Raw genomic sequence first — 24,902 nt, forward strand, 5'->3', positions numbered from 1 at the left:
GTACGCGGCCCGTCTACCCGCCTGGACCGCCGCCAACCCCGTCGACGGCCGGGCCCGGGGCGCGCACCACCGCGACCGGGCAGTGGCTGTGGTGCAGCAGGGACTGGCTCACCGACCCCAGCAGCAGCCCGGTCACCTCGCCTCGCCCCTGACCCCCCACGACCAGCAGTTGTGCCCGGCGGGAGGCCTCGGTGAGCACCTTGGCGGCGCGACCGCGTACCGCCTCCCGGGTGACCGGCACCTGCGGGTACCGTTCGGCCAGCCCGGCCACGGACTCCGCGGTCACCCGGTCCTCGTCGGCCCGCAGTTCCGACTCGTCGTACACCAGTGGTTGCATGTCGCCGGGGCCGGTGGACACCGGATGCCGGTAGGCGTGCAGCGCGACCACCTCGGCGCCGCGTAGCGCGGCGGTCCGCACGGCGAACTCCACGGCGTGCCGGGACAACTCGGAACCGTCCACACCGACCACGACCGGGCCGTCGGGTCGCTGCGCGCCGCGCGCCACCAGTACGGGGCAGTCGGCGTGCGCGGCCACCTGCACCGCCACCGAGCCGACAAGCAACGCGGCGAACCCGCCCATACCCCGGTCACCGAGCACGATCATCGCTGCGTCGGGCGCCGCGTCGAGCAGGACCGCGGTGGCCGCACCGTCGACGATCTCGCCGGTGACCGGCAGCCCCGGGCCGCGGCCGCGGCCTGGTCGACCGCGGCGGCGACCAGTTGTTCCGCCTGCCGGCGTAACCCGCCGTCGGGCGCGCCGGCGGTGGCCGGCCGGACGGGGAGTGCAGCAGTGGCCAGATGAAGGCGTGCACCACCCGCAGCGGTCGGCGGCTCCGGGCCGCCTCGGCCGCGGCGAGCCGGACGGCGGCGAGCGCCGGCTCGGAGCCGTCCACGCCCACCACCACCACCGCCGCGCCGCTGGCCGAGTTCACCGTCGCCTCCCTGCTGTGGGCCGTCATCGAGCCCGGTCGAGGCCAGTATCGCGGTCGGCGGTGGCCGGCGGGGCGATACCGGCGAGCGGCACGCTGACCACGACCTATCATCCTAGGATGTCCTTCGAGTGGTGACGCCGGTCACACCGCCGGAACGCGAAACCCCGACGCTCGGCACCGAAGACACTGGTGGCCGCCCGTTATAGTGGCAGCGCATCCGACCGGCCCGTGATCATCGACGGTGGACGGCGGGCCAGGGGAGGTCCCGGACCGGGGATCGCAGGGGGGTTGCCGGCGCCAGCCGGCAGGACAGCGCGTACGACGCTCCACGGCGGGTCACGTCCGCGGTGGCCGAGCGTGTCGGGGGAGGAGGTTCGGTGTCGCGTCGGGCGGAGCAACCGCAGGCCCGGCAGTCCCGCGACCAGGTGCTCACCTGGCCGAACCTGATCAGCCTGATCCGGCTGCTGGGTGTCCCGCTCTTCCTCTACCTGTTCCTGGTCGTGCGCGCCGACGTGGCAGCGCTCGTGGTGTTGGCCGTCGGTGGCACCAGCGACTGGGTGGACGGCTGGATCGCCCGCCGGCTGCGGCAGGTCAGCCACCTCGGCGAGTTGCTCGACCCGCTCGCCGACCGGCTCTACATCCTGGCCACCCTGGTCGCGTTCACCGCCCGCGACGTGGTGCCGTGGCAGTTCACCGCCGCGTTGCTGGCCAGGGAGGCGCTGTTGCTCGGTTCGCTCGCGGTGCTGCGGCGGCACGGCTACGGGCCGCCGCCGGTGCACTACGTCGGCAAGACCGCCACGTTCCTGCTGCTGGCCGCGTTTCCGGTGCTGCTGCTGGCCGCCGCTGTGCCGGCGGTCGCGGCGGTCGCCGGTGCGGTGGGCTGGGCACTGGCGTGGTGGGGTCTGGTGCTCTATTGGGTGGCCGGGGCGTTCTACGTGATCCAGTCGCGTCAGCTGGTCCGCGCGGTACGCGGTCGACGGGGAGGGCCGGCGTGAGCGGACGAGTCATCGACCTGACCGGGGTGTCCTCGTGAGTGACGGTCCCGGCGACGGCCGGCGCAACGCCCGGGGGTTCACCCCGGACTTCCTCACCGAACTGTTCCGCAATCCGTTGGATCCCGGTTACGCCGACGCGGCGGCCCAGCGTGCGAAGACCGGCCGGGCGGCTCGGCCGGGCTGGTCGGTGGGCCCGGTCGGCCTCGTGGTGATCGTGTTGCTCGGCTTCCTGTGCGCGGTGGCGTACCGGCAGACGATGGCCGAGGAGCCGGGACGCGCCCAGGCCCGCTCCGGGCTGGTGGCGCAGATCAAGCAGCGGCAGGGCGAGACGGACGAGTTGTCGGTGCGGGCCGAGCAGCTGCGCGAGGAGGTCAGCCGGCAGCGCGAGGCGGCGCTGGGTGGTTCCCGGGCGGCGCAGCTGCGTGACCTGGAGGCGAGCACCGGCCTGGGGCGGGTGCGCGGCGACGGTGTGGTGGTGCGGCTGGCCGACGCTCCACCGGAGCAGGACGCTCTCAGCGGTGCCGATGTCGGTCCGCCTCAGGTGATCTACAGCGATCTGCAGGGGGTGGCCAACGACCTGTGGGGCGCCGGCGCGGAGGCGATCGCCATCAACGGGCAGCGGTTGACGTCGACGTCGACGATCCGGTCCGCGGGTAAGGCGATCCTGGTGGACTTCCGGCCGGTGACCGGGCCGTACGAGGTGTCGGCGATCGGCCCGGGGTCGATGCGTGAGCGGTACGAGGCCAGCCGGAGCGCGTCGACGATGCGCACGGTGGCACAGAAGACCGGGCTGTCGTTCGCGGTGCGGGACGCCGACGACCTCACCCTGCCGGCGGCTCCGGAACCGCGGCTACGCTACGCGGAGCCCTCGGTGAGTCCGAGTGTGTCGCCGTCGGGTGCAGACGAGCCGTCGGGCTCGGGTACGTCCCCCAGCCCCTCCGGAGGTGGTCGATGATCGCGGTGCTGGCCCTGTTGGCCGGTGTGGTGTTCGGGCTGTGGCTCGATCCCACGGTGCCGGCGGCGTTGCAGCCGTACCTGCCGATCGCGGTGGTGGCCGCGTTGGATGCGGTGTTCGGTGGGGTCCGGGCGAAGCTGGACCGGATCTTCGACGACAAGCAGTTCGTGGTGTCGTTCATCTCCAACGTGCTGGTGGCGGCGCTGATCGTGTATCTGGGTGACCAGTTGGGGGTGGGTGGGCAGTTGTCCACCGGTGTGGTGGTGGTGTTGGGAGTTCGCATCTTCGGCAACGTGGCGGCGATCCGCCGGCACCTGTTCCGGGCGTAGGTTTGTGGCGTGAGTGACGAGCACACGGAGACGGGCACGGGGTGGCCGCAGCCGGCGGGGCCGGTCCGCCCGGGTGGCCCGGCGGGGAGCCGGATCCGCGTCCGGACGCGCCGGATCCGGACGAGTTGAGTCCGTTGTCGCCGCCGGGTCGATCCGAGCCGGATGGCTCACCGCCGGCGGAGGTGGTGCCGGCGGAGCCGCCGATGCCGCGTCGGCGTCGGCGCCGCGGCGGCGGAGGTTGAGTTCGGCGGCGGTGATGATCGCCGTGTTGTTGGGCTTGTTCGGTTTCACGCTGGCGGTGCAGCTGAAGACGACGTCGACTGATTCGTCGTTGGCGGCGGCGCGGCAGGAGGATCTGGTCCGGATCCTGTACGACCTGGAGGCGCGGGAGATCCGGCTGCGGCAGGACATCGCGGCGCTGGAGGACAGCCAGCGGCAGTTGCGTTCGGGTGAGCAGGGTCGTGAGGCGGCGTTGGAGGAGGCGACCCGGCGGGCGGACGAGTTGGGGATCCTGGCGGGTACGTTGCCGGCGCGGGGTCCGGGTCTGGCGGTGCGTTTCCAGGCGGGTCCGGCGAAGCCGATCTCGGCGGGTGGGGTGCTGGACGCGGTGCAGGAGTTGCGGGGTGCCGGTGCCGAGGCGATGCAGATCTCCGGTGGTGACCGCGCGTCGGTGCGGATCGTCGCGTCGACGTATTTCGTGGACGGGGAGAACGGTTCTTTGATCGTGGACGGGCGTCGGTTGACGGGTCCGTTCACGATCACGGTGATCGGGGATCCGGCGACGATGCGGACGGCGCTCAACATTCCAGGTGGGGTGGTCGCGTCGGTGGCGCGCGACGGCGGTAACGTGATCGTCGAGGATCGTGAGGTTGCCGAGGTTTCGGCGCTGCACGTGCCGAGCCCGCTGAAACATGCCCATCCGGTCGCCTGAGACCGGCGGGGCCGGCACCGGTTGGTCCGGTGCCGCGATGGATGAGGACACTTCTGGTGATTCCTGAGGATCTGCGGTACACCGCCGAGCATGAGTGGGTGGTCGCCGCCGAGGGTGGGGCCGTGCGGGTGGGTGTCACCCATTTCGCGCAGGATGCTCTTGGCGACATCGTGTATGTGCAGTTGCCGGAGGCCGGTGCGGTGGTGGCGGCCGGTGAGTCGCTGGGTGAGATCGAGTCGACCAAGAGTGTGTCGGAGATCTACGCGCCGGTGGGCGGTACGGTGTCGGCGCGCAACGAGGTGTTGGTGGACACTCCTGAGATGATCAACACGGATCCGTACGGTGCGGGGTGGTTGGTGGAGATCGCGCCGGCGGATCCGGCGGCGGTCGACGGGTTGTTGAGTGCGGACGCGTATCGCGTGCTGACCGAGAGCTGAGCGTTTCCTGTGCCGGCGGGTCGGTTTCCGTGCCGCGCGTCCGGTTGCCCTGTTTTTCGGCGCTGGCTAGGCTCGCCCAGTCGACCGAGAACCCATTAGTTGAGCGTCGCGGACAGCCTTTCGGGGCACGGAGAGCCAGCCGCCGGGTGGATGAGAGCCCGGCGGCCAGACCCGCCGTCACCCGACGCCGACCGAAACAGATCCGTGAGGTGGTCCCCATGACTCGCCCAGGCGACGAGTTCCCCCCGCTCGACGTCACGTCGACGCTGAATCTCGGCTCGCTCGAGGAAGCGCTGGAGGGACCGGACACCGATGTGGTGCCGAGCCGGATGTCCGGGTCGTTGCCGCCGGGGATGGCGCTGCTGGTGGTCCGGCGGGGTCCGAACGCGGGTGCCCGGTTCCTGTTGGATCATGACGTGACGACCAGTGGGCGGCATCCGGACAGTGACATTTTCCTCGACGATGTGACGGTGTCGCGGCGGCACGCTGAGTTCCACCGCGACGGTGGGACGTTCACGGTGCGGGACGTGGGCAGTCTGAACGGCACGTACGTGAACCGGGAGCGGGTCGAGGCGGCGACCTTGACCAACGGTGACGAGGTGCAGATCGGCAAGTTCCGGGTGGTGTTCATCGCCGGTCCGCGCCCGGAGGGGGAGGCCGGCCGGGGGTGAACGAGCCTGCGGCCTCCACGCCGTCCGGGGCGGGTCGCGCCCAGCCGTTGATGAGCATCGGCGAGGTGCTGTCCCAGTTGCGGGCGGATTTTCCGGATGTGACGATTTCGAAGCTGCGGTTTCTGGAGGCTGAGGGCCTGGTGGAGCCGCAGCGGACGGCGGCGGGTTACCGGAAGTACGGCTGGGATGATGTGGCGCGGTTGCGGTTCGTGTTGACCGCGCAGCGGGATCAGTATCTGCCGTTGCGGGTGATCCGGGAGCAGTTGGCCCAGTGGGATGTCGACGGTGAGGCGCCGGAGCGTTCGCGCCCGGCGTTGGTGGCGGTGGGTCCCGACGGTGAGGTGCCGGGGCGTGGTGCGGCGCAGCCGGTCGAGTCGGCGCAGGTGCGGCTGGATCGGGCGGAGCTGTTGGCGCGCAGCGGGCTGGACGAGTCGATGCTGGGTGAGTTGGAGCGGCTCGGGTTGGTGGTGTCGGATCCGCCGGGTTGGTACGACGGCGACGCGTTGATCATCGCGGGGGCGGTGGCGGGTCTGGCGGCGTACGGGTTCCAGCCGCGGCATCTGCGTGGTTATCGGACGGCGGCCGATCGGGAGGTCGGCTTGTTCGCGCAGTTGGTGGCGCCGTTGGTGCGGCAGAGTGATCCGGCGGCGCGGGCGCGGGCGGCGGAGACGGCGCGGGAGTTGGTGGCCCTGTCGCAGCAGTTGCACGCGGCCCTGGTGCGGGTGGGATTGCGTTCGACGTTGGGGCGGTGAGGCGCGGGTGCGTACCGGTCGGTGGTGTCGGGGCGTGGCGTAGGCTTGCCGGGGTAACCCCTCTTCTGGCGCGGGCGTGGGCTGCGGACAGCGCGTGGGACGGCCGTGTCGCGGTCCGTGTACCGTGCAGGGAAGGGCACGGTGCGGCGTAGGTGACAACGACACGGAGGCGGCGGTGCGCGAGCTGAGCGTGGTCGGGGTTCGGGTGGAACTGCCCAGTAACCAGCCGATCGTCCTGCTCAGGGAGGTCGAGGGGGACCGCTATCTGCCGATCTGGATCGGCGCGGTCGAGGCGACGGCGATCGCTTACGAGCAGCAGGGTGTCAAGCCGGCGCGGCCGTTGACCCATGATCTTCTGCGGGACGTGTTGGCGGCGTTGCAGGCGCCGTTGGAGGCGGTGGAGATCACGGAGCTGAAGGAGAACGTGTTCTTCGCTGATCTGCTGATCGGTGACGGGGTGCGGGTCTCGGCTCGGCCGAGTGATTCGATCGCTTTGGCGTTGCGGGTCGGTGCGCCGATTCGTTGTGCGGAGCAGGTCCTCAGTGAGGCGGGGATCGTGATTCCCGACGAGCAGGAGGACGAGGTGGAGAAGTTCCGGGAGTTCCTGGAGCAGGTCCGCCCGGAGGACTTCGCCGGTTGAGGTCCGGTGGCCGTCCGGTGTCGACGGGCAGTGCCTTTCGCGTCGGGTGGTGACTTTCGGTGATGGTGACGGTTATCGCCATCGATGCGCGGCGTGTCGCGCCGGTTTCTCCGTGGTAACCCTTGGCGGTCGCTATAGGGTTGCCGTGTCGAGGGGTGCGCGTCGGCGGAAGCGACGGGTCACCGCACTGACGGGGAGGTTGTCCGGATGCACGAGCCGCGAGATTCCGATCCGGGTACGGGGCCGGACGAGCCGGGTGGGATGCCCGGGTGGGCGACTGACGGTGACGGTGCGGTGGGCTACCGCGGTGTGACGGCGTGCCACGCGGTGGGGATCAGCTACCGGCAGTTGGACTACTGGGCGCGGACGTCGCTGGTGGTGCCGGGTGTGCGGGACGCCTCGGGTTCCGGTACGCAGCGGTTGTACTCGTTCCGCGACCTGGTGGTGTTGAAGGTCGTGAAGCGGCTGTTGGACGCCGGCGTGTCGTTGCAGAACATCCGTAGGGCGATCGAGGCGTTGCGCTCGCGTGGGGTGGAGGATCTGGCGGGCATCACGTTGATCTCCGATGGGACGACGGTGTACGAGTGTCGTTCACCCGAGGAGGTGGTCGACCTGTTGCAGGGCGGCCAGGGGGTGTTCGGCATCGCGATCGGCGGCGCGTTCAAGGAGATCCAGGGGTCGTTGTCGCACCTTCCGGCGGAGCCCGCGGGCGGGTCCGTGGTGCAGGAGCCGGAGGCGGCCCCGTCCGGGGCGCAGGTGGGCGACGAGTTGGCGGCGCGGCGGGCCCGGCGGCGGGCCGGTTGAGGCGTTTGCGGTTCGGGTGACGCGTCCGGGTGGGCGCGGGTCCGCCGGTTCACCGGTCCGGTTTCCGGATCGAAGGGTTGTCACTGCTCGTGGTCGGTTGCTGCCGGAACTCGCCAGGTCGGCGGTGACGGGTCCGCTGCGGCACGCTATCGTCCGACACGGTCTGCCGGATGCCGCTGCGGTAACGCGGGTCCGGTGTGCCGGCGGGTCGTCGCGTGCTGCGCGCCGACGCCGTGTGTCCCCTCACGACGGAAGGAACGACCGTGACGGTTACCGGAGAGACCGCCGCCCCCGCCTCGCATTTCGAGCGGATCGGCGGGGCGCGTTCGGTGCAGGCCGCTGTCGAGCTGTTCTATGACCGGGTGCTCGCCGACCCGGAGCTCGCCGGCTATTTCGCCGGCGTGGACATGGCGGGGCAGCGGCGGCATCTGGCGTTGATGCTGACGGTGGTGCTCGGTGGTCCGAACGAGTACACGGGCCGTGACCTGGCGTCGGCGCATCAGCCGCTGAACATCCCGGTGGCGCACTACGTCGAGGTGGGCGGGCATCTGACGGCGACGTTGACGCAGCTGGGTGTGCCGGGCGACATCATCACCGACGTGCAGGCGGTGCTGGCGCAGGTGCAGGACCAGGTGGTGGCCGGCGGGAACCCGGCGGGCGCCTGAGCGTGGACGTCTCGCGGCTGAAACAGAGTTGGTCCCTGGTTGCCGGGCACGGCGACCAGGTGCCGCTCTACTTCTACTCGACGCTGTTCCTGGCATATCCCGAGACCCGGCAGATGTTCCCGACCAACATGGCGGGTCAGCGGGACCGGCTGGTCACCGCGCTCGGTCACATCGTGTCGCGGGTGGACCAGGTCGACCAGTTGGTCGGTTTCCTGCAGGATCTCGGTGTGGACCACCGCAAGTTCGCGGTGCGGGCGGAGCACTATCCGGCGGTGGGGGAGGCGTTGCTGGCGACGCTGCGGCATTTCCTCGGTGACCAGTGGACGGACGAGCTGGCACAGGACTGGGCGGCGGCGTACGGGTTGGTCGCGAAGGTGATGAGCGAGGCGGCGCAGGCCGCCGAGGCGGTGCATCCACCGTGGTGGGTGGCCGAGATCGTCGGGCATGAGCGGCGGGCGTTCGACGTGGCGGTCCTGACGTTGCGTCCGCAGTATCTGTTGCCGTTCCACCCGGGGCAGTCGATCGGGGTGTCCCATCCGGCGGTGCGGTCGTGGCGGTACTACTCGCCGGCGAACGCGCCGCGCCCGGACGGGACGGTGGAGTTGCACGTGCGGGCGGCTCCCGGTGGTGCGGTGTCGTCGCGGCTGGTGTACGGGTGCGCGGTGGGTGACCAGGTGCATCTGGCGGCCCCGGTGGGTGACGGGTTGACGCTGCGGCCGGCCGGGTCGGCGGATCTGCTGCTGCTGGCCGGTGGCACCGGCTGGGCGCCGTTGAAGGCGCTGGTGGAGCAGGTGGCCGCCGAGGGGTCGCGGCGCCGGGTCGATCTGTACGTGGGGGCCCGTTCGCGCAGCGAGTTCTACGACGGTGAGGCGATCGAGAAGTTCGCCGCCTCGTACCCGTGGTTGACGGTGACGCAGGTGGTGGGGTTGGACCTGAACCGGCCGGGGCAGTTCGTGCAGCCGGTGGACCGGGCGCTGGCCGATGGTGACTGGCGGTCGCGGCAGGTGTACGTGTGTGGTTCCGACGACATGGTGTCGCAGACGGTGGCGACTCTGACCCGGTCCGGTTTCCATGCCGGGCAGCTTCACCACGAGGGTCTGGGTGGGCACTGGTACGGCCCCGTGTGGCGGACGACGGGTGCGCGTCCCGCCGTTCCTGACGATTCCGGAGGTGCCCGGTGAGTGAGCCCCGCAGCCGCGAATGGCCGGCCGGCACGGTCGGCGCCGCCCCGGTCGACAGGTACGACGGTGGGCACGTCGCCGGTGGTGCGCAGGTGCGGATGAGCGCCGACCGGGTCCGCCGGTGGGAGTTCGGGTCGGCGTCGTTCGGCCGGCGTGGTGTGGACCAGGCCGACGTGGACCGGTTCCGGGTGCAGGTGGCCGACGAACTGGATCTGCTGTCGACGCAGGTGGCGCATCTGCGGGCGGAGAACGAGCGGCTCAACGACCATGTGGAGCTGCACCGGCACGGGGTGATTCCGAGTTCGGACCCGGCTCCGAAGGCGCCGGCGGCCAAGGAGGTGAATCTGCTCTCGGCGGCGCAGCGGGAGGCCGAGCAGATCATCGCGCAGGCGCACGACTACGCCCGGCGGGTCGCCGAGTACGCCCGGACCCAGTACGAGAGCTACGTGCGGGCGGCGGTGGAGGAGGCCCGTCAGCAGGCGGAGCGGGCGGTGCAGGACTATCGCGCGTCGGCCGGGCCGACGTTCGACGAGGGGGTGGCCGCGCGGGAGGCGCTGCGGATCTACGGCGAGTTGATGATCTCGCACATGCAGGCGGCGGCGCGGCACCTCGACGACGGCAGCGAGCAGTTGGCCCGCACGATCGAGCGGATGGGTGGCCAGCCGCCGGCCGCGGTCGGCGGGGCGGCGGTCGGCGGGGCGGCCGGCTCGTTGCCCCGGCACCAGCAGCGCTGACCCGGCGGCGGTGCGGGCAGGGCGACGAGGAGTCCGAGCCCCGCCGACCCGACCGGCCGGGTTCGTCGGGGCTGGCCGGGCTGGGGCAACATGGTCGGGTGGACGAGGTGATGGAGCCGGTGGCGGGCCTGGTGGCCGGCGGTGGGGTGGTGGTGCTCAGTGGCGCCGGGCTGTCCACCGAGTCGGGCATTCCCGACTACCGGGGGCCCAGTGGCGCGGCCCGCCGGCACACCCCGATGACGTACCAGGTGTTCACCGGGGACGCGGCGGCACGGCGGCGGTACTGGGCCCGCAGCCATCTGGGGTGGCGGCTGGTCGCCCGGGCGGCACCGAACGACGGGCACCGGGCGGTGGCCCGCCTGCAACACGGCGGTCTCGTGACGGGGATCATCACCCAGAACGTCGACGGTCTGCACACGGCGGCCGGCAGCCGTGACGTGACGGAGCTGCACGGCAGGCTCGACGTGGTGGTGTGTCTGGGGTGTGGGGAGCGTACCGGCCGGCTGGACCTGGACCGGCGGCTGCGGGCGGCCAACCCGGGGTTCGTCGCGCACCCCGATGTGATCAACCCCGACGGTGACGTGGATCTCGGTGACGCGCAGGTGGCCGGGTTCCGTACGGTCGACTGTGTGAGCTGCGGCGGGCTGCTCAAGCCCGACGTGGTCTTCTTCGGTGAGACGGTGCCGGCGGCGCGGGTGCAGGCGTGTTTCGCGATGGTGGAGCGGGCCCGGCTGCTGCTGGTGCTGGGGTCGTCGCTGACGGTGATGTCGGGGCGCCGGTTCGTGTTGCGGGCGGCGAAGCGGGGGGTGCCGGTGGTGATCGTCAACCAGGGACCGACCCGTGGTGACGGGTACGCCTGCGTGCGGGTGGACGCGCCGCTGGGTGCGTTGCTGCCGGCGCTGGCCGACCGGCTCGGTGTCGGGCCGGCCCGGCCGCGTGACGCCGCCACGGTGCCGACGTTGCCGGCGCCCGCCGGCCGGTGACCCCGGCGGGCCGCGGCGTCGCTGCGGGGGCTTCGCTGCGGGCCGGCGGGGCCCGCTGGTAGCGTTGATCGCGCCGGTAGCACCGACGTGGGAGAGACCGCCTGGCGGCAGCCGGGGCGGCGCCGAAGGGGCAAATCCTCCCCGGAACCTCTCAGGCAGAAGGACCGCGTCGGTCAGGCACTGTGGAGCGCCCGCGGGTGTGACAGAGGGGGAGGGCCGACCTGTCGACCCCCGCCCCCGCAGGAGCGCCGCTGATGACCGCAGACCAGTTCGCCGACCGTCACATCGGTCCCGGCCCGGACGACGAGCGGCGGATGCTCGGCGCCGTCGGATACGCCTCGATCGACGAGCTGATGGACGCGGCGATCCCGGAGGTGATCCGCTGGCATGGCCGGCTCGACCTGCCGGAGCCGGCCAGCGAGCAGGACACCCTGGCCGAGTTGCGGGCCTTCGCCGCCGGCAACACGGTCGCCGTGTCGATGATCGGGCTGGGCTACCACGGCACCCACACCCCGGCGGTGATCCGCCGCAACGTGCTGGAGAATCCGGCCTGGTACACGGCGTACACGCCGTACCAGCCGGAGATCAGCCAGGGCCGGCTGGAGGCGCTGCTGAACTTCCAGACGATGGTGTCCGACCTGACCGGGCTGGCCACCGCGAACGCGTCGATGCTCGACGAGGGCACCGCGGCGGCGGAGGCGATGACGCTGGCCCGGCGGGCGTCGAAGAGCAGCAGCCCGGTGTACGTCGTCGACGCGGACGCCCTGCCGCAGACCATCGCGGTGATCGTCGGGCGGGCCGAGCCGCTCGGTATCGAGGTCCGGGTGCTGGACCTGGACAGCGAGGCGCTGCCGGCGCAGTTCTTCGGTTTGCACCTGCAGTATCCGGGGGCGTCCGGGGCGGTGCGCGACCATGCCCCGCTGGTCGAGGCCGCGCACGCCGCCGGGGCGGTGGTGGCGGTGGCGGCGGACCTGCTCGCGCTGACGGTGCTGCGCCCGCCGGGGGAGATCGGCGCCGACATCGCCGCCGGCACCACCCAACGTTTCGGCGTGCCGATGGGTTTCGGTGGGCCGCACGCCGGCTATCTGGCGGTACGGCCGGGTCTGGAGCGGATGCTGCCCGGCCGGCTGGTCGGGGTGTCCCGGGACGCGGCCGGCAACCCGGCGTACCGGTTGGCGTTGCAGACCCGTGAGCAGCACATCCGTCGGGAGAAGGCGACCAGCAACATCTGCACCGCGCAGGTGCTGCTCGCCGTGATGGCCAGCATGTACGCCGTCTACCACGGTCCGGACGGGTTGCGGGCGATCGCGGCGCGTACCCACCAGATGGCGGCCCGGCTGGCGGCGGGGCTGCGCGCCGGTGGGGTCGACGTCGCCGCGCCGGCGTTCTTCGACACGGTCACCGCCACGGTGCCGGGCCGGGCCGCCGAGGTGGTCGCGTCCGCCGCGCGGCGTGGGGTGAACCTGCGGCTGGTCGACGCCGACCGGGTCGGGATCTCCTGCGACGAGACCACCACCACCGGGCGGTTGGCCGTGGTGTGGGAGGCGTTCGGCGTCGACGCGGTCGACGGTGAGGTGGCTACGGCGCTGCCGGTCGAGCTGGCCCGCACCAGTGACTTCCTCACCCATCCGGTGTTCCGCAGCCACCGGTCGGAGACCGCGATGCTGCGTTACCTGCGCCGGCTGGCCGACTTCGACTACGCCCTGGACCGCGGCATGATCCCGCTCGGGTCGTGCACGATGAAGCTCAACGCCACCACCGAGATGGAGCCGGTGAGCTGGGCGGAGTTCGCCGACATCCATCCGTTCGCCCCGGCGGAGCAGACCGCCGGGTACCGGGACCTGATCGGCCAGTTGCAGGGGTGGCTGGCGGAGGTGACCGGCTACGACGCGGTCAGTGTGCAACCCAACGCCGGGTCGCAGGGTGAGCTGGCCGGGTTGCTGGCCATCCGTGCCTGGCATCGCAGCCGGGGTGAGCGGCACCGCGACGTGTGCCTGATCCCGTCGTCGGCGCACGGCACGAACGCCGCCAGCGCCGTGATGGCCGGGATGCGGGTGGTCGTGGTCGGTTGCGACGACGACGGCAACGTCGACCTGGTCGACCTCGACGCGAAGATCGACGCGCACCGCGGCACCCTGGCGGCGATCATGGTGACGTACCCGTCGACGCACGGGGTGTACGAGACGGGTATCGCGTCGCTGTGCGCGAAGGTCCACGACGCCGGTGGGCAGGTGTACGTCGACGGGGCGAACCTCAACGCGCTGGTCGGGTTCGCCAAGCCGGGCCGGTTCGGTGCGGACGTGTCGCACCTGAACCTGCACAAGACGTTCTGCATCCCGCACGGCGGTGGCGGGCCCGGGGTGGGGCCGGTGGCGGTGCGGGCACACCTGGCGCCGTTCCTGCCGGGCGACCCGGGCGGGGCGCCGGTCGACGGCCGGCCGGCGATCTCGGCGGCCCGGTACGGGTCGGCGGGGATCCTGCCGATTCCGTGGGCGTATCTGCGGATGATGGGTGCCGACGGGCTGTCCCGGGCTACCGGGGTGGCGGTGCTGGCGGCCAACTACGTGGCGGCGCGGCTGCGCGGGCATTTCCCGGTGCTGTACGCGGGCAACAAGGGTCTGGTGGCCCACGAGTGCGTCCTGGACCTGCGGCCGTTGACCAGGTCGACCGGGGTGAGTGTCGACGACGTGGCGAAGCGGTTGATCGACTACGGTTTCCACGCGCCGACGATGTCGTTCCCGGTGGCGGGGACGCTGATGGTGGAGCCGACGGAGAGCGAGGACCTGGCCGAGCTGGACCGGTTCTGCGACGCGATGATCGCCATCCGGGCGGAGATCGACAAGGTCGGTTCCGGCCAGTGGCCGGCCGGCGACAATCCCCTGGCCAATGCGCCGCACACGGCGGCGATGATCGGCGGTGACGAGTGGCCGCATCCGTATCCTCGGTCGGTCGGCGGCTGGCCGGCCGGGGTGGACCGGGCGGGGAAGTACTGGCCGCCGGTGCGTCGGGTCGACGGCGGGTACGGCGACCGGAACCTGGTCTGCTCGTGCCCGTCGCCGCAGGCGTACGAGAGCTGACCGGCGGATCCGGGGCGGTCAGCGCCGCCCCGGCACCGCGCCGACCTGGTCGTGGCGGTCCCTGACGGGGGATTAGCCTGGGTCGGCGCGGGAAGGTTGTGACGAATCGTGATCGTGTCAGGCGGCGAGTGCGTGTCGGGCGGGGCCGCGGTGCGGAGCGACGCTGCTGCCGTCGGGGAGCAGCTCGCCGGTGTCCTCGAAGACGATGACGCCGTTGCAGAGCAGGCTCCAGCCCTGCTCACGGAAGCAGGCGATGACCCTGGCGGCTTCCCGGTCGGTGGCGTCGGCGGAGGGGCAGGTGGGTTGGTGCTGGCACATCGGGTTCTCCGGACTGTGGGGGCACTGTGTCATGGTTCACATGACCAGTGACGCACAGTACCAAGCGAAAGCACGCCGCATCGAGCAGATGTGCGCGTGGTGCGGGCGAAATCCGCTGAACGGATGACCATGTATAGCCCAGACGTCGTGGAAACGCTCCCACGGATGGTTGCCGATCCGCCTGCCGTGCCCGCCCCGTGCCGGGGCCGCCTCGTCGAGCAGGCCCGCTGGCAGTGGCGCCCGGCCGACGGCGGTGACCCGGCCGCGCGTACCGAGGAGTTCCTCGCCGCCCACGGCCTGCACCTGGACGACCTGGCCCGCCCGACCCCCGACACGACCCCGACGGCGTCTGCGGCGCCGCGCTCTACGTCTCCGCCGCCGCCGGCGCCCTGCTGGCCGGCGGCGCACCCGGCCCGGCCAACCCGGCCGACCTGCCCGAGGTGGTGGCTGTCGTCTACGGCCACACCGACGCCCGCCCGACCCCGGTAGGCCCGCCACCCGACTGGTGGCGCGGCACCTGGACCGAGAGCTGGAATCCCCGCCAGCACGCCGACGCCGTCGACGCCGTCCGCACCGCCATCGGACACGGCGAGGTCTACCAGGTCAACCTGGTCGGTCACGCCGCCGCCGCGTACACCGGCGATCCGCTGCCGGCCCTGGCCCGACTCGGCCGGCTGCCCGGCGCCCGCTACGGCGGCGTGCTCACCGGCCCGGGCTGGGCCATCGGCTGCGCCAGCCCGGAGACCCTGATCGAGGTCCGCCACGGCACCCTGACCACCCGGCCGATCAAGGGCACCCGCCCGGCGACCGCCGCCGGCCGCGCCGACCTGCTCGCCTCGCCCAAGGAACGCGCCGAACACATCATGATCGTCGACCTGGAGCGCAACGACCTGGCCCGCGTCGCCCGCACCGGCAGCGTCCGCGTCGACGACCTGTTCGCCGTCCGCCGCTGGTGCGACCTGTGGCAGGCCGAGTCGACGGTACGCGCCGACATCGCCGACGGGCTCGGCCTGGCCGACCTGCTGCGCGCCGTCTGCCCCGGCGGTTCGGTCACCGGCGCGCCGAAGCTGGCCGCCCTGGACCACATCGCCGCCCTGGAACCCGTCGGCCGCGGCGCCAGCATGGGCGGCCTCGGCTGGGTCGGCCCGGGCCACGTCGACCTGGGACTGACCATCCGCACCGCCGCCGTCGACGGTGCGGCCGTGCACGTCTGGGCCGGCGGCGGCATCACCTGGGACAGCGACCCCGACGCCGAGGTCGCCGAAGCCGCCGCGAAGAGCACCCCGGTCCGCGCCACCCTCAGCTGACCACCCGGACACCGTACGACGTACGACTCCCGGCTAGGGTGCAGACGGTGAACACCGAGTACAGCGGCACCGGCGACCCGGCACGCAGCCTCGCCCTGCTGTGGCGCACCCGGGACCGCACCAGCCGCAAGGGACACCCCGACCTGTCCGTCGACCGGATCGTGCGCGCCGCCATCGACATCGCCGACACCGAAGGGCTGGCCGCCCTGTCCATGCGCCGCGTCGCCCACACCCTCGACGTCGGCACCATGTCGCTGTACACCCACGTACCCGGCAAGGGCGAACTGCTCGACGTCATGCTCGACACCGTCCACGGCGAACTCACCCACCCCGACCGCGACGCCGACGGCTGGCGGACCCGCCTGGAACACATCGCCCGCGCCCGGTGGCAGCTCTACCTGCGCCACCCGTGGCTGCTCCAGGTTGCCACCACCCGACCCGCGCTCGGCCCACACGTCATCGCCACCTACGAACGCGAACTGCACGCCGTCGACGGCATCGGCCTGACCGACCTGGAAATGGACGCCGTGCTCACCCTCGTCACCGGGTACGTCCACGGCGCCGTCCGCACCGCCGTGGAGGCCGCCCAGGCCGCCGGCCGCACCGGCCTGACCGAACAGCAATGGTGGCAGGCCCACGCCCCGTACCTGGAGCAGGCCCTCGACCCGCGCCGCTTCCCCTCGCCGCCCGGGTCGGCACCGCCGCCGGCCAGCAGCACCAGGGCGCCGCCGACCCCACCCACGCCTTCGAGTTCGGCCTGACCCGCATCCTCGACGGCATCGCCGTCCTCGTCGACGCCCGCCCGGGCACCCCCACACCGGGCACCGCCAACCGATAGCCTTGCCCGCATGACGATGCGGGACATCCGAATCATCGGCGACCCGGTGCTGCGCACCCCCAGCGAGCCGATCACCAGCTTCGACGCCGAACTGCGCACCCTGGTCACCGACCTGATGGACACCCTGCTCGGCGCGCCCGGCCGCGCTGGCGTCGCCGCCCCGCAGATCGGCGTCAACGCCCAGGTCTTCGTCTACGACGCCGACGGACACCGCGGCCACATGGTCAACCCGACCCTGGACGTCTCCGAAGAACTCCAGGACGACGACGAAGGCTGCCTGTCCATCCCCGGCCTGTACTTCCCGACCCCCCGCGCCCTGCACGCCACCGCCCGCGGCTTCGACCAGCACGGCGAACCGCTGACCATCGCCGGCACCGGTTTCCTCGCCCGCGCCCTGCAACACGAGACCGACCACCTCGCCGGGCGTCTCTACGTGGACATCCTGCGCGGCGAGACCCGCCGCCACGCCCTACGGGAGATCCGCGCCGGCCGTTTCGACTCATCCCACCGCGGCTGACCCGGCCCACCACCGTTGCCGGGTGATCTCGTACTCCACCTCACCGTCCTGCGAACCCGGCAGCGGATCCGGCCACGGCTGGTGGAACGTACGCACGTAGCGCATCCCGACCGCCGCCATCGTCGCCCGCGACGCGACGTTGACCGCCATCGTCTCGGCGAAGATCCGCCGCAGACCGAGGTCGGTGAAGCCGTGCCGGATCAACTCCCGAGCCCCCTCACTGGCCAGCCCTCGCCGCCAGTGCCGGCGCAGCAGCCGGTAACCCAGCTCCGCCTGCCCCGCCACCGGCCCCTGGTCCGGCCGCGACGGCGGCTCCAGGATCCACCAGCCGACGAAACCACCATCGACGAACCCGGCCCAGAACCCCAAGCCCGGCACCCGCCGCGCCGCCGCCAACCGCTGCCGGTGTGCCCGCACCACCTCGACCCGGGAACGGACCGGCCCGAGATAGCGCATCACCTCCGGATCGGCGTCCAACTCGACCTCGTGGTCCAGATGCTCATCGGCCAACGGCACGAGCACGATCCGCGAACTTCGCAACGTCACCTGCGACACGGGCGCATTCTGCCCGGCGCCCCACCGCCACCGCCACCCGCCGATGATCACACGCGCGGCGACGCGCCGCTCACCCGGCCACCCACTGGTCGTAGCCCAGCTTCGCCACCAACGCCAGCACCACCACCAGCAGCACCGCCCGCACGAAACCCGACCCGCGACGCAACGCCATCCGCGCCCCCACCGTCGCCCCGACGATGTTGCACACCGCCATCGCCGCGCCCAGCAGCCACCACACGTTCCCGGTCACCGCGAACACCGCCAGCGCACCGGCGTTCGTGCCGGCGTTGACCACCTTCGCCATCGCCGAACCATGCACGAAGTCCGCACCCACCAGCGCGGTGAACGCCACCACCAGGAACGTGCCGGTGCCCGGCCCGATCAACCCGTCATAGCTCGCGATGCCCACCCCGGCCACCAGCACCGCCACCACCATCCGGCCCCGCGTGCGCCGCCGCGGCACCGCCAGCACCCCCAGCCGGGGACGCAGCACCACGAACAACGCCACCGACACCAGCACCACCAGCACCACCGGCCGGTACGCCGACGGCGGCACCGCCCCGGCCAACGCCGCGCCCAGCCCGGCGCAGACCACCGCCAACGCCGCCGCCGGCCCCGCCACCACCCAGTCGATCTTCGTACGGCGGGCATACGTCACCGCCGCCGTCGACGTACCCGCGATCGCCGCCAACTTGTTCGTGCCCAACGCCATGGCCGGCGGCATCCCCGGCACGGCCACCAGCAGCGCCGGCAACAACAGCAGACCCCCACCGCCCACCACGGCATCCACCCAACCCGCCAGGGCCGCAGCGGTCAGCAGCGTCGCGATGGTCAGCGGATCCAACTCCACGAGCCGCCATTCTTCCCATCCGGGGCAACCCGACGCCGCCGGCTGTGGCCAGCCTCACCGGCCGCGCCGACGCCGCAGCCAGATCCCCGCCGCGCCGACCGCCACGAACACCAGCATCGAACAGAGCAACAACCGCACCATCGGGCAACTGTGCCACGGCGTCGTTAAGGTGACACGGTGCGCCTGGCCACGTTCAACATGTTGCACGGCCGGTCCCTCACCGACGGCCTGGTCGACCCGGCCCGACTGGCCACCGCCGTCGCCGCTCTCGACGCCGACGTCCTCGCCCTGCAGGAGGTCGACCGCGACCAGTCTCGCAGCGGCAACCTCGACCTCACCGCCATCGCCGCCCAGGCCCTCGGCACTGCCGAGCACCGGTTCGCCGCCGCCGTGGTCGGCACCCCCGGCGAGGCGTTCCGCCCACTGACCCACGACGACGACGGTCACGGCGAGCCCTGCTACGGCGTCGGCCTGGTCACCCGCCACCCGGTCACCACCTGGCGGGTGACGCGGCTACGCCCCGCCCCGGTACGCTCCCCGGTCTACGTGCCCGGCCCCGGCGGCGGGCTGATCCTGCTGCGCGACGAACCCCGGGTGGTGCTCGCCGCCGTGCTGGACACCCCACACGGCCCGACCACCGTCGCCGCCACCCACCTGTCCTTCGTGCCCGGCTGGAACGCCCGCCAACTGCGCCAGATCGTCCGCGCCCTACGCACCCTGCCCGCACCGCGGATCCTGCTCGGCGACCTGAACCTGCCCGCCTGGGCGGCCCGCGCCGCCTCCGGCTGGCACCTGCTGGGCCGCCGCCCCACCTACCCGGCCGGGCAACCACGCGTCCAACTCGACCACGCCCTCGCCGACCGGCAGGGCTTCGACCGGCTGCCCCCGGTCACCGCCGTACGCACCCCCCTGTCGACCATCTCCGACCACCGGCCCCTGCTGGTCGACCTCGGCTGAGGCCGGCCAGACCGAAACTCCCCGCCGCCCTACGACCGGTCCGCCAGACCGGCCGCTGACCGCGCCGCCCGCAACGCGTTGCGGAACAACATCGCCACCGTCACCGGACCCACCCCACCGACCCGCGGCGTGATCGCCCCCGCCACCCGGTCACACGACGGATCCACGTCCGGCAACAACCGCCGCCCCGCATACCGCACCCCACCACCGACCACCACCGCGCCCGGCCGCACGTGCTCCGGCCGCACGATCCCCGGCACCCCGGCCGCCGCCACCAGGATCTGCGCCCGCCGGGCGTACCGCGGCCAGTCCGCCACCCCGGTGTGCACCACCGTCACCGCGGCGTCCGCCGTCGGCCGCTTCTGCGCCAGCAACATCGCCAACGGCCGGCCCAACGTCGCACCCCGCCCCAGCACCACCACCTCACGGCCCGCCACCGACACCCCGTGGTACGCCAACAACGCCTCGATCGCCGCCGGCGTACACGGCAACGGACCCGGCAACCCCAACGCCAGCCGCCCCATGTTCACCGGATGCATCCCGTCGACGTCAGAATCCGGATCCAGGGCCTGCAACGCCCGGTCGTAGTCCAGACCCTCGGGTACCGGATGCTGCAACAGCACACCGTGCACACCCGGATCCCTGTTGAAATCGGCCAGCACCGCACGCAGATCGGCCTGCGACGCCGAGCCCGGCAACCGCACGTGCGGCGAGGCGAAACCCAACTCCGCCGCCTGCCGCTGCTTGATCCCGATGTAGCCGGCACTGGCCGCGTCGTCACCCACCAGCACCGTCGCCAGCGCTGGCGTCACCCCCGCCGCCCGCAGCCCCGCCACACCCTCGGCCACCTCGGCCAGAATCGCCTCCGCCACCGGCCCACCCGGTAGCAACCGCGCCCTGCTCGTCACCGTCGACATGGTCCACCCCGCCCGCGGAGGCCCAGGCGGACGACCTCCACGACGAGAGCTCCCCGATGGTCCAACCCATCCCCGGTGCCGCCAGTCGCGTCACCGCCGGTCTGCGTGCCCGCAGCGCGGGCGGGCAAGGATCGGCCAGGAATCAGGCGAAGACCACCGGCGGCTTCTCCGAGGAAGCAACGTGCCGCGCCCACCACCCTCCGCCGGCGATCCTCACCGCTCAACCGGCCTGAGGCCCCACCAGCCCCACCAACGCCCGGTTCGTGCGATTCGCCCGCGCCGCCTCCCGCTGCTGACCCGCGGTCACCTCGATGTACGTCTGCGACGACGCCAACGACGCGTGCCCCAACAACCGCATGATCTCCGACGCGCCCGCCCCGTCCTCCGCCAACCGCGTCGCGAACGTGTGCCGCAACGCGTGCAACCGCGCCCCACGCGGTACCCGGTCACCGATGCCGGCTCGCCGGAAACAGGACTCCACCAGATACTGCAACCCACCCCGACGCAGCGGCTCACCCCGCCGATCCACAAGCAGCGACGAATCCGGCCGCACCGCACGCGAACCGAACCGGCGCGCCCGACTGTCCAGATAGCCCACCAGCACCGCATCCAGGCCCGGCTCCACCGGCACCATCCGAGGACGCCCACCCTTGCCGGACACCTCCAGACGACGCTCGCCGGGCCGCCCGCCGAGCGAACCGACCCGCAGCGCCAGCAACTCCGACAACCGCAACCCCGCACACAGCGCCACCGCCAGCACCGCCACGTCCCGCTCCGGCCACGGGTCACGCTGCCGACCCTCGGCCCGCGCGGCCGAGGCGAGCAGGTGCTCCGGAGTGTCCTCGCCGCGCAGCGGCTTGGGTTGGGGGAGCGGAGCCCGAGGACGCCCCACCGCCGGCATCGGATTTCCCGGCACCACCTGCTCGGCTACCAGGAAGGAGAAGAAGCCGTTCCAGGTCGACCAGGCCCGCCCGACCGAGGTGGCGGCCCGGGCGGCGGCGAACCGGGCGAACGCGGCCCGGATGAGCCTGGGGGAGAGGGCCGCGACACCTAGGTGATCAAGGGGGAGGGGAGGGCTGGCGAGCTCTGCCGCGAGCGCGGCGACGCTCGCCAGGTCCCGCCGGTACGCATCCTGGGTGTGGGGGGAGGGCTTGCGGGTGGCCCGGGTGGTCAGGAACTCCTCGATCAGCGTGACAACCAACTTATCCGTTTTGTCATGCATAATGAGTATTATGCATGACTTTCGTGTTCCCGGCTATCGGGAGCCCCGGTCGATGTTGAAAGGGGGAGCCGCAAGCGGCAGGAACAACGCTTTCTGGGGTTCAGGCGCGGCGGAGCCGCCGGGCACCAACGTCGGGCGTCGGCGAAGTCATCACCACCACCTCCGGGCAGCGGTGCGCACGCTGCTACGGCAGGGCGACCCCGCCGTAGCAGCGAGAACCTCTCTCGACGTACGGCGCACTCCGGACCGCCAACTTTACATAATGTAGATTATCGAATCGGGACTCGTCGGGGATTACCGCACGCCTCACTCGACCGGCTGGGCCGGAGCGTTGAGCACCGGCGGATGGCTCAGCGTGAATGAGAAGTGGCATCCCGACCGGCCTGCTCGTCCGCCATGTGGCGGGCGTACCAGTCCGGCCAGTCCGGGTCGGGATGCCCGAGTTCCTCCTCGAAGCGGCCGTGCGCGGACGCCGCCCGACGCAGCGCGGCCGCCAGGTCCTCCACCGAGTCGTAGCTGGTCTGCATCTGACTGCTCCTTCTTTGTCCGAACGGTGCTCATCCTTCTTTGTCCGAACGGTGCTCACCACGTCCCGTTCACCGTCCGGGCAGGCGCCTGGTAGAAGTCCTTGGCCGGTCCACGTCGGCGACCGGCAACACCACGACCTTGAGCTTCATGTCCACGAAGCGTCTCCCCCGCGCCGTTCTCAGGCGCCCTGGCCCTGGTTCTGCATCAGGCCGCCGTCCACGAAGTACGTCGAGCCCGTCACGTAGTCGGCGTCGTCGCTGGCCAGGAAGACCGCGACCTTGGCGATCTCGGCCGGCTCGGCGGCCCGCTTCCAGGGGATGCTCTGCACCTGTTCCTCCAGGTACTTCGGGTCGTCGATAGCCTGCTGGTTGAACGGTGTCAGCACCATACCCGGCCCGACGTTGTTGACGTTCATGTGCATCGGGGCGACTTCCAGGGCGAGGCTCTTGGCGAACTCCAGCAGGGCTCCCTTGCTGGTGTCGTAGTCGGCTCCGCCGGCCCGGGCGACCTCCTGGTGGACTGAGGTCGTGTTGATGATCTTCCCGTGTCCCCCCTGGTCGCGGCGGTGCCGCACGAAGCGGCGGGAGCAGAAGAACGCGCCGTAGACGTTGATCCGGATGGCCCGGTCGAAGGTGTCGGTGTCCAGGTCGGCGACCGGAATGCCGGCGGCGTCCACCCCGGCGTTGTTCATCAGGATGTCCAGCGTGCCGAACTCCGCTAGGGCCTCGTCGAACATCGCCTCGACCTGGTGTTCGACGCTGATGTCGCCCTGCACCACGACGGCCCGCCGGCCGGCCTGCTCCACCATCGCCCTGGTGTGGTTGGCGCCGGCGTGGTCGTTGAGGTAGTGCACCACCACGTCGGCGCCCTCCCGGCCGAACTCGATGGCGGTGGCCTGCCCGATCCCCGAGTCGGACCCGGTGATGAGGGCGGTCTTTCCTGCGAGGCGTCCGGTCACGATGATGCTCCTCCTTCCGTCCGTCCCGTACCGGCCGGCACGGGTTTTCGTGGCTGGCCCGCGGCGCGCCGTTCGACGGCCTCGGTGAGCCGGCCGGCGGCGTTGACGAGCCCGATGTGTGAGAAGGCCTGCGGAAAGTTGCCGAGTTGCTCGCCGGTGACGGGGTCGATCTGCTCCGCGAAGAGCCCCAGGTCGTTGGCCCGGGCGGCGAGTCGCCTGAAGAGCCGTTCGGCCCGGTCCACGTCACCGGCCAGCGCCAGGCAGGTGACCAGCCAGAAGGAGCAGATGACGAAGCCGGCCGGGTCGCCGGCCCAGCGGCGCAGCAGCCCGTTGTGGGAGAGTTCGCGCTCGATGACGCTCACCGTGGAGCGCATCTTCGGGTGGTCGGCCGGCAGGAAACCGACCAGCGGCATGATCAGCACGGAGGCGTCGAGGTGATCGGAGTCGAAGGCCCCGGTGAAGGTGCCGAGGTGCTCGTTCCAGCCGCGGGTGAGGACGGCCTCGCGGATCTCGTCGCGGGTGGTGGACCAGCGGGTCAGGTCGGGCTCGTCGCCGAGGCGGTGGCCGAAGCGGACGGCCCGGTCCAGCGCCGTCCAGCACTGCACTTTGGAGGAGACGTAGTGTCGCTCGGCGTCCCGGGCCTCCCACATGCCGGCGTCGGCGTGGTGCCAGTCCACGACCGCCTGGTCGGCGAGGTCGCGCAGCAGCTGTCGCACGTCGGGCGTCAGCGGGTCGAGGTAGTGGCGCATCAGCCAGGCCGCGTCGAGGACCTCGCCGAGTACGTCGCTCTGTCGCTGCTTCCAGGCGCCGTTGCCGATGGTGACCGGCCGGCTGCCGGCGTATCCGGCGAGGTGGTCGAGGTTGTGTTCGGTGAGGTCCCGCTCGCCCTCCACGCCGTACATGATGGGCACTGGTTCGTCGCTGATCCGTCCTGTCGCGCGGGCCACCCAGTCGAACTGCCGGTTCGCCTCGTCGAGGCAGGCGGCCCGCCAGAGGGCCTGGATGGTGAGGCTGAAGTCGCGTATCCAGACGAAGCGGTAGTCGTAGTTGCGGTCTCCGCCCAGCGCCTCGGGCAGCGAGGTGGTGGCCGCCGCGACGATGGCGCCGCTGGGCTGGTAGGTCATTCCCTGCAGGATCATGGCGCTGTGCCGGACCTGGTCGCGGAAGAGGCCGCGGTACTGGTCGCGGTGCAGGTCGGCCCAGGACCGCCAGCCGGCGGCGGTGTCGGCGACGGCCTGGTCCGCGTCGGGCAGGGCGGGTGGGTCGGCGTCGAAGGCCGGCGCGTGTCCGAGGGTGAAGCGGTAGGTTTCGGCGGCCCTGACGGTGAAGTTGGCGTCCGCGTTGCCCTGTGCGCAGGTCAGTGGGACGTCGCCGCGCAGGCTCAGCCGGCAGGCGCCGGCGCTGGCGTCGACGACGCCGTCGTGTTCGGTCAGGTAGGCGGTCACCCGGCCGTATTCGAACCGTGGCCGGTAGTGCAGCCGGACGGGTACCTCTCCGGAGAGCCCTTCGACGACGCGGGCCAGTACCCGGGGTGAGTGCAGGCCGATGTCGTGGCCGCGGGCGCCGGGTTCCAGGGCGAGGGCGTCGGTCAGCGCCATGCGGCCGTGGCGGGTGGTGAAGACGGTACGCAGTACGAGGGTGTCGGGCAGGTAGGACCGTTCGGTGGTGAAGGGCTCTGCTGGTTGGATCGACCAGTGGCCGGCGTCGTCGTCGAGCAGGCGTGCGAAGACGGAGGGTCCGTCGAAGCGTGGTGGGCTCCACCAGTTCACGGATCCGTCCCGGTCCACCAGGGCCGCGCTGCGCCCGTCCGCGAGGAAGCCGTGGTCGTCGATGCGTCCGTTCTGCACGG

At 71.9% G+C, this 24,902-nt stretch carries 24 protein-coding genes, 4 pseudogenes and 2 riboswitches; of the genes and pseudogenes, 19 read left to right on the forward strand and 9 right to left on the reverse strand.

Annotated features, from left to right (window positions below):
* Positions 1-13: 13 nt before the first annotated feature.
* Positions 14-893: pseudogene (locus tag KIF24_RS13935) on the reverse strand (universal stress protein).
* On the opposite strand from KIF24_RS13935, the gene KIF24_RS34490 reads away from it, so the two are divergent.
* The 15 genes and pseudogenes from KIF24_RS34490 (at position 799) to gcvP (ending at position 14,086) form a co-directional block, all read left to right on the forward strand.
* Positions 799-1,029: a hypothetical protein gene (locus KIF24_RS34490; RefSeq protein ID WP_331461409.1), complete on the forward strand. Its 231-nt coding sequence runs from the start codon at positions 799-801 to the stop codon at positions 1,027-1,029. The pseudogene KIF24_RS13935 and the gene KIF24_RS34490 overlap by 95 nt on opposite strands.
* A gap of 280 nt (positions 1,030-1,309) precedes the next feature.
* Positions 1,310-1,927, forward strand: coding sequence for a CDP-alcohol phosphatidyltransferase family protein (locus KIF24_RS13940; RefSeq protein ID WP_221084403.1), 618 nt, complete (start codon positions 1,310-1,312; stop codon positions 1,925-1,927).
* Between the two features lie 34 nt (positions 1,928-1,961).
* The gene (locus tag KIF24_RS13945; protein ID WP_221084404.1) at positions 1,962-2,882 is read left to right on the forward strand and encodes a DUF881 domain-containing protein; all 921 of its coding nucleotides are present in this window, start codon (positions 1,962-1,964) and stop codon (positions 2,880-2,882) included.
* Positions 2,879-3,211, forward strand: a complete 333-nt coding sequence (locus KIF24_RS13950; protein WP_221084405.1) for a small basic family protein — start codon at positions 2,879-2,881, stop codon at positions 3,209-3,211. Before KIF24_RS13945 ends, KIF24_RS13950 begins: the two co-directional genes overlap by 4 nt.
* A gap of 9 nt (positions 3,212-3,220) precedes the next feature.
* Positions 3,221-4,142 (forward strand): annotated as a pseudogene (locus KIF24_RS13955) (DUF881 domain-containing protein).
* A 56-nt stretch (positions 4,143-4,198) separates the two neighbouring features.
* Entirely contained in the window at positions 4,199-4,579 is a 381-nt protein-coding gene (gene gcvH / locus KIF24_RS13960; RefSeq protein WP_221084406.1) for a glycine cleavage system protein GcvH, read from the forward strand.
* Between the two features lie 218 nt (positions 4,580-4,797).
* The gene (odhI, locus tag KIF24_RS13965) at positions 4,798-5,250 is read left to right on the forward strand and encodes an oxoglutarate dehydrogenase inhibitor Odhl (RefSeq protein ID WP_013733916.1); all 453 of its coding nucleotides are present in this window, start codon (positions 4,798-4,800) and stop codon (positions 5,248-5,250) included.
* A gap of 50 nt (positions 5,251-5,300) precedes the next feature.
* Positions 5,301-6,002 (forward strand): transcriptional regulator FtsR, encoded by a 702-nt coding sequence (gene ftsR / locus KIF24_RS13970; protein ID WP_221087342.1) that lies wholly within the window; start codon positions 5,301-5,303, stop codon positions 6,000-6,002.
* A gap of 175 nt (positions 6,003-6,177) precedes the next feature.
* The gene (locus tag KIF24_RS13975) at positions 6,178-6,642 is read left to right on the forward strand and encodes a bifunctional nuclease family protein (RefSeq protein WP_221084407.1); all 465 of its coding nucleotides are present in this window, start codon (positions 6,178-6,180) and stop codon (positions 6,640-6,642) included.
* Positions 6,643-6,849: 207 nt separating this feature from the next.
* Positions 6,850-7,446, forward strand: a complete 597-nt coding sequence (locus KIF24_RS13980; RefSeq protein ID WP_221084408.1) for a MerR family transcriptional regulator — start codon at positions 6,850-6,852, stop codon at positions 7,444-7,446.
* A 215-nt stretch (positions 7,447-7,661) separates the two neighbouring features.
* A complete protein-coding gene (locus KIF24_RS13985; protein ID WP_331461124.1) occupies positions 7,662-8,111 on the forward strand; it encodes a group I truncated hemoglobin in 450 nt (149 codons plus the stop codon).
* Positions 8,112-8,113: 2 nt separating this feature from the next.
* Positions 8,114-9,292: a globin domain-containing protein gene (locus tag KIF24_RS13990; protein ID WP_221084409.1), complete on the forward strand. Its 1,179-nt coding sequence runs from the start codon at positions 8,114-8,116 to the stop codon at positions 9,290-9,292.
* Complete coding sequence (locus KIF24_RS33955) at positions 9,289-10,026, forward strand: DivIVA domain-containing protein (RefSeq protein ID WP_269440615.1); 738 nt, start codon at positions 9,289-9,291, stop codon at positions 10,024-10,026. Before KIF24_RS13990 ends, KIF24_RS33955 begins: the two co-directional genes overlap by 4 nt.
* A gap of 110 nt (positions 10,027-10,136) precedes the next feature.
* On the forward strand, positions 10,137-11,009 hold the full coding sequence (locus KIF24_RS14000) for an NAD-dependent protein deacetylase (protein WP_221087345.1): 873 nt from the start codon (positions 10,137-10,139) through the stop codon (positions 11,007-11,009).
* 78 nt (positions 11,010-11,087) lie between these two features.
* A riboswitch (glycine riboswitch) is annotated at positions 11,088-11,186 on the forward strand.
* A 77-nt stretch (positions 11,187-11,263) separates the two neighbouring features.
* Entirely contained in the window at positions 11,264-14,086 is a 2,823-nt protein-coding gene (gcvP, locus tag KIF24_RS14005; protein WP_221084410.1) for an aminomethyl-transferring glycine dehydrogenase, read from the forward strand.
* A 117-nt stretch (positions 14,087-14,203) separates the two neighbouring features.
* Here the strand turns inward: gcvP and KIF24_RS14010 are convergent, their stop codons facing one another.
* Positions 14,204-14,404, reverse strand: a complete 201-nt coding sequence (locus tag KIF24_RS14010; protein ID WP_221084411.1) for a DUF5999 family protein — start codon at positions 14,402-14,404, stop codon at positions 14,204-14,206.
* A gap of 96 nt (positions 14,405-14,500) precedes the next feature.
* Here KIF24_RS14010 and KIF24_RS14015 point away from each other — a divergent pair.
* From KIF24_RS14015 to def, 3 genes and pseudogenes are all read left to right on the forward strand, one after another.
* Positions 14,501-15,711 (forward strand): annotated as a pseudogene (locus KIF24_RS14015) (chorismate-binding protein).
* Positions 15,712-15,758: 47 nt separating this feature from the next.
* A pseudogene (locus KIF24_RS14020) lies at positions 15,759-16,549 on the forward strand (TetR/AcrR family transcriptional regulator C-terminal domain-containing protein).
* A 10-nt stretch (positions 16,550-16,559) separates the two neighbouring features.
* Positions 16,560-17,066 carry a peptide deformylase gene (def, locus tag KIF24_RS14025; RefSeq protein WP_221084412.1) on the forward strand — a complete coding sequence of 169 codons (507 nt, stop codon included), beginning with the start codon at positions 16,560-16,562 and terminating at the stop codon, positions 17,064-17,066.
* On the opposite strand, the gene KIF24_RS14030 is transcribed toward def, so the two are convergent.
* Together KIF24_RS14030 and KIF24_RS14035 are read right to left on the reverse strand one after the other, a co-directional pair.
* A complete protein-coding gene (locus KIF24_RS14030; protein WP_221084413.1) occupies positions 17,049-17,621 on the reverse strand; it encodes a GNAT family N-acetyltransferase in 573 nt (190 codons plus the stop codon). The genes def and KIF24_RS14030 overlap by 18 nt on opposite strands.
* Positions 17,622-17,691: 70 nt before the next feature.
* On the reverse strand, positions 17,692-18,471 hold the full coding sequence (locus KIF24_RS14035; RefSeq protein ID WP_221084414.1) for a sulfite exporter TauE/SafE family protein: 780 nt from the start codon (positions 18,469-18,471) through the stop codon (positions 17,692-17,694).
* Positions 18,472-18,648: 177 nt separating this feature from the next.
* Here KIF24_RS14035 and KIF24_RS14040 point away from each other — a divergent pair, with 177 nt between their 5' ends.
* Positions 18,649-19,428 carry an endonuclease/exonuclease/phosphatase family protein gene (locus tag KIF24_RS14040; protein ID WP_221084415.1) on the forward strand — a complete coding sequence of 260 codons (780 nt, stop codon included), beginning with the start codon at positions 18,649-18,651 and terminating at the stop codon, positions 19,426-19,428.
* Between the two features lie 29 nt (positions 19,429-19,457).
* Here KIF24_RS14040 and KIF24_RS14045 read toward each other — a convergent pair whose 3' ends face one another.
* The 5 genes from KIF24_RS14045 to KIF24_RS14065 form a co-directional block, all read right to left on the reverse strand.
* Positions 19,458-20,345 (reverse strand): bifunctional 5,10-methylenetetrahydrofolate dehydrogenase/5,10-methenyltetrahydrofolate cyclohydrolase, encoded by an 888-nt coding sequence (locus KIF24_RS14045; RefSeq protein ID WP_221084416.1) that lies wholly within the window; start codon positions 20,343-20,345, stop codon positions 19,458-19,460.
* 13 nt (positions 20,346-20,358) lie between these two features.
* Positions 20,359-20,440, reverse strand: a riboswitch (ZMP/ZTP riboswitch).
* Between the two features lie 125 nt (positions 20,441-20,565).
* Entirely contained in the window at positions 20,566-21,567 is a 1,002-nt protein-coding gene (locus KIF24_RS14050; protein WP_221084417.1) for a tyrosine-type recombinase/integrase, read from the reverse strand.
* A gap of 350 nt (positions 21,568-21,917) precedes the next feature.
* Complete coding sequence (locus KIF24_RS14055; RefSeq protein ID WP_221084418.1) at positions 21,918-22,094, reverse strand: hypothetical protein; 177 nt, start codon at positions 22,092-22,094, stop codon at positions 21,918-21,920.
* Between the two features lie 179 nt (positions 22,095-22,273).
* Positions 22,274-23,053 (reverse strand): glucose 1-dehydrogenase, encoded by a 780-nt coding sequence (locus KIF24_RS14060; RefSeq protein ID WP_221084419.1) that lies wholly within the window; start codon positions 23,051-23,053, stop codon positions 22,274-22,276.
* A complete protein-coding gene (locus KIF24_RS14065) occupies positions 23,050-24,900 on the reverse strand; it encodes a glycoside hydrolase family 15 protein (protein WP_221084420.1) in 1,851 nt (616 codons plus the stop codon). Before KIF24_RS14065 ends, KIF24_RS14060 begins: the two co-directional genes overlap by 4 nt.
* Between the last annotated feature and the right edge of the window lie 2 nt (positions 24,901-24,902).

The sequence above is a fragment of the Micromonospora tarapacensis genome (genome assembly GCF_019697375.1).
In the GTDB taxonomy this organism is placed as follows: domain Bacteria; phylum Actinomycetota; class Actinomycetes; order Mycobacteriales; family Micromonosporaceae; genus Micromonospora; species Micromonospora tarapacensis.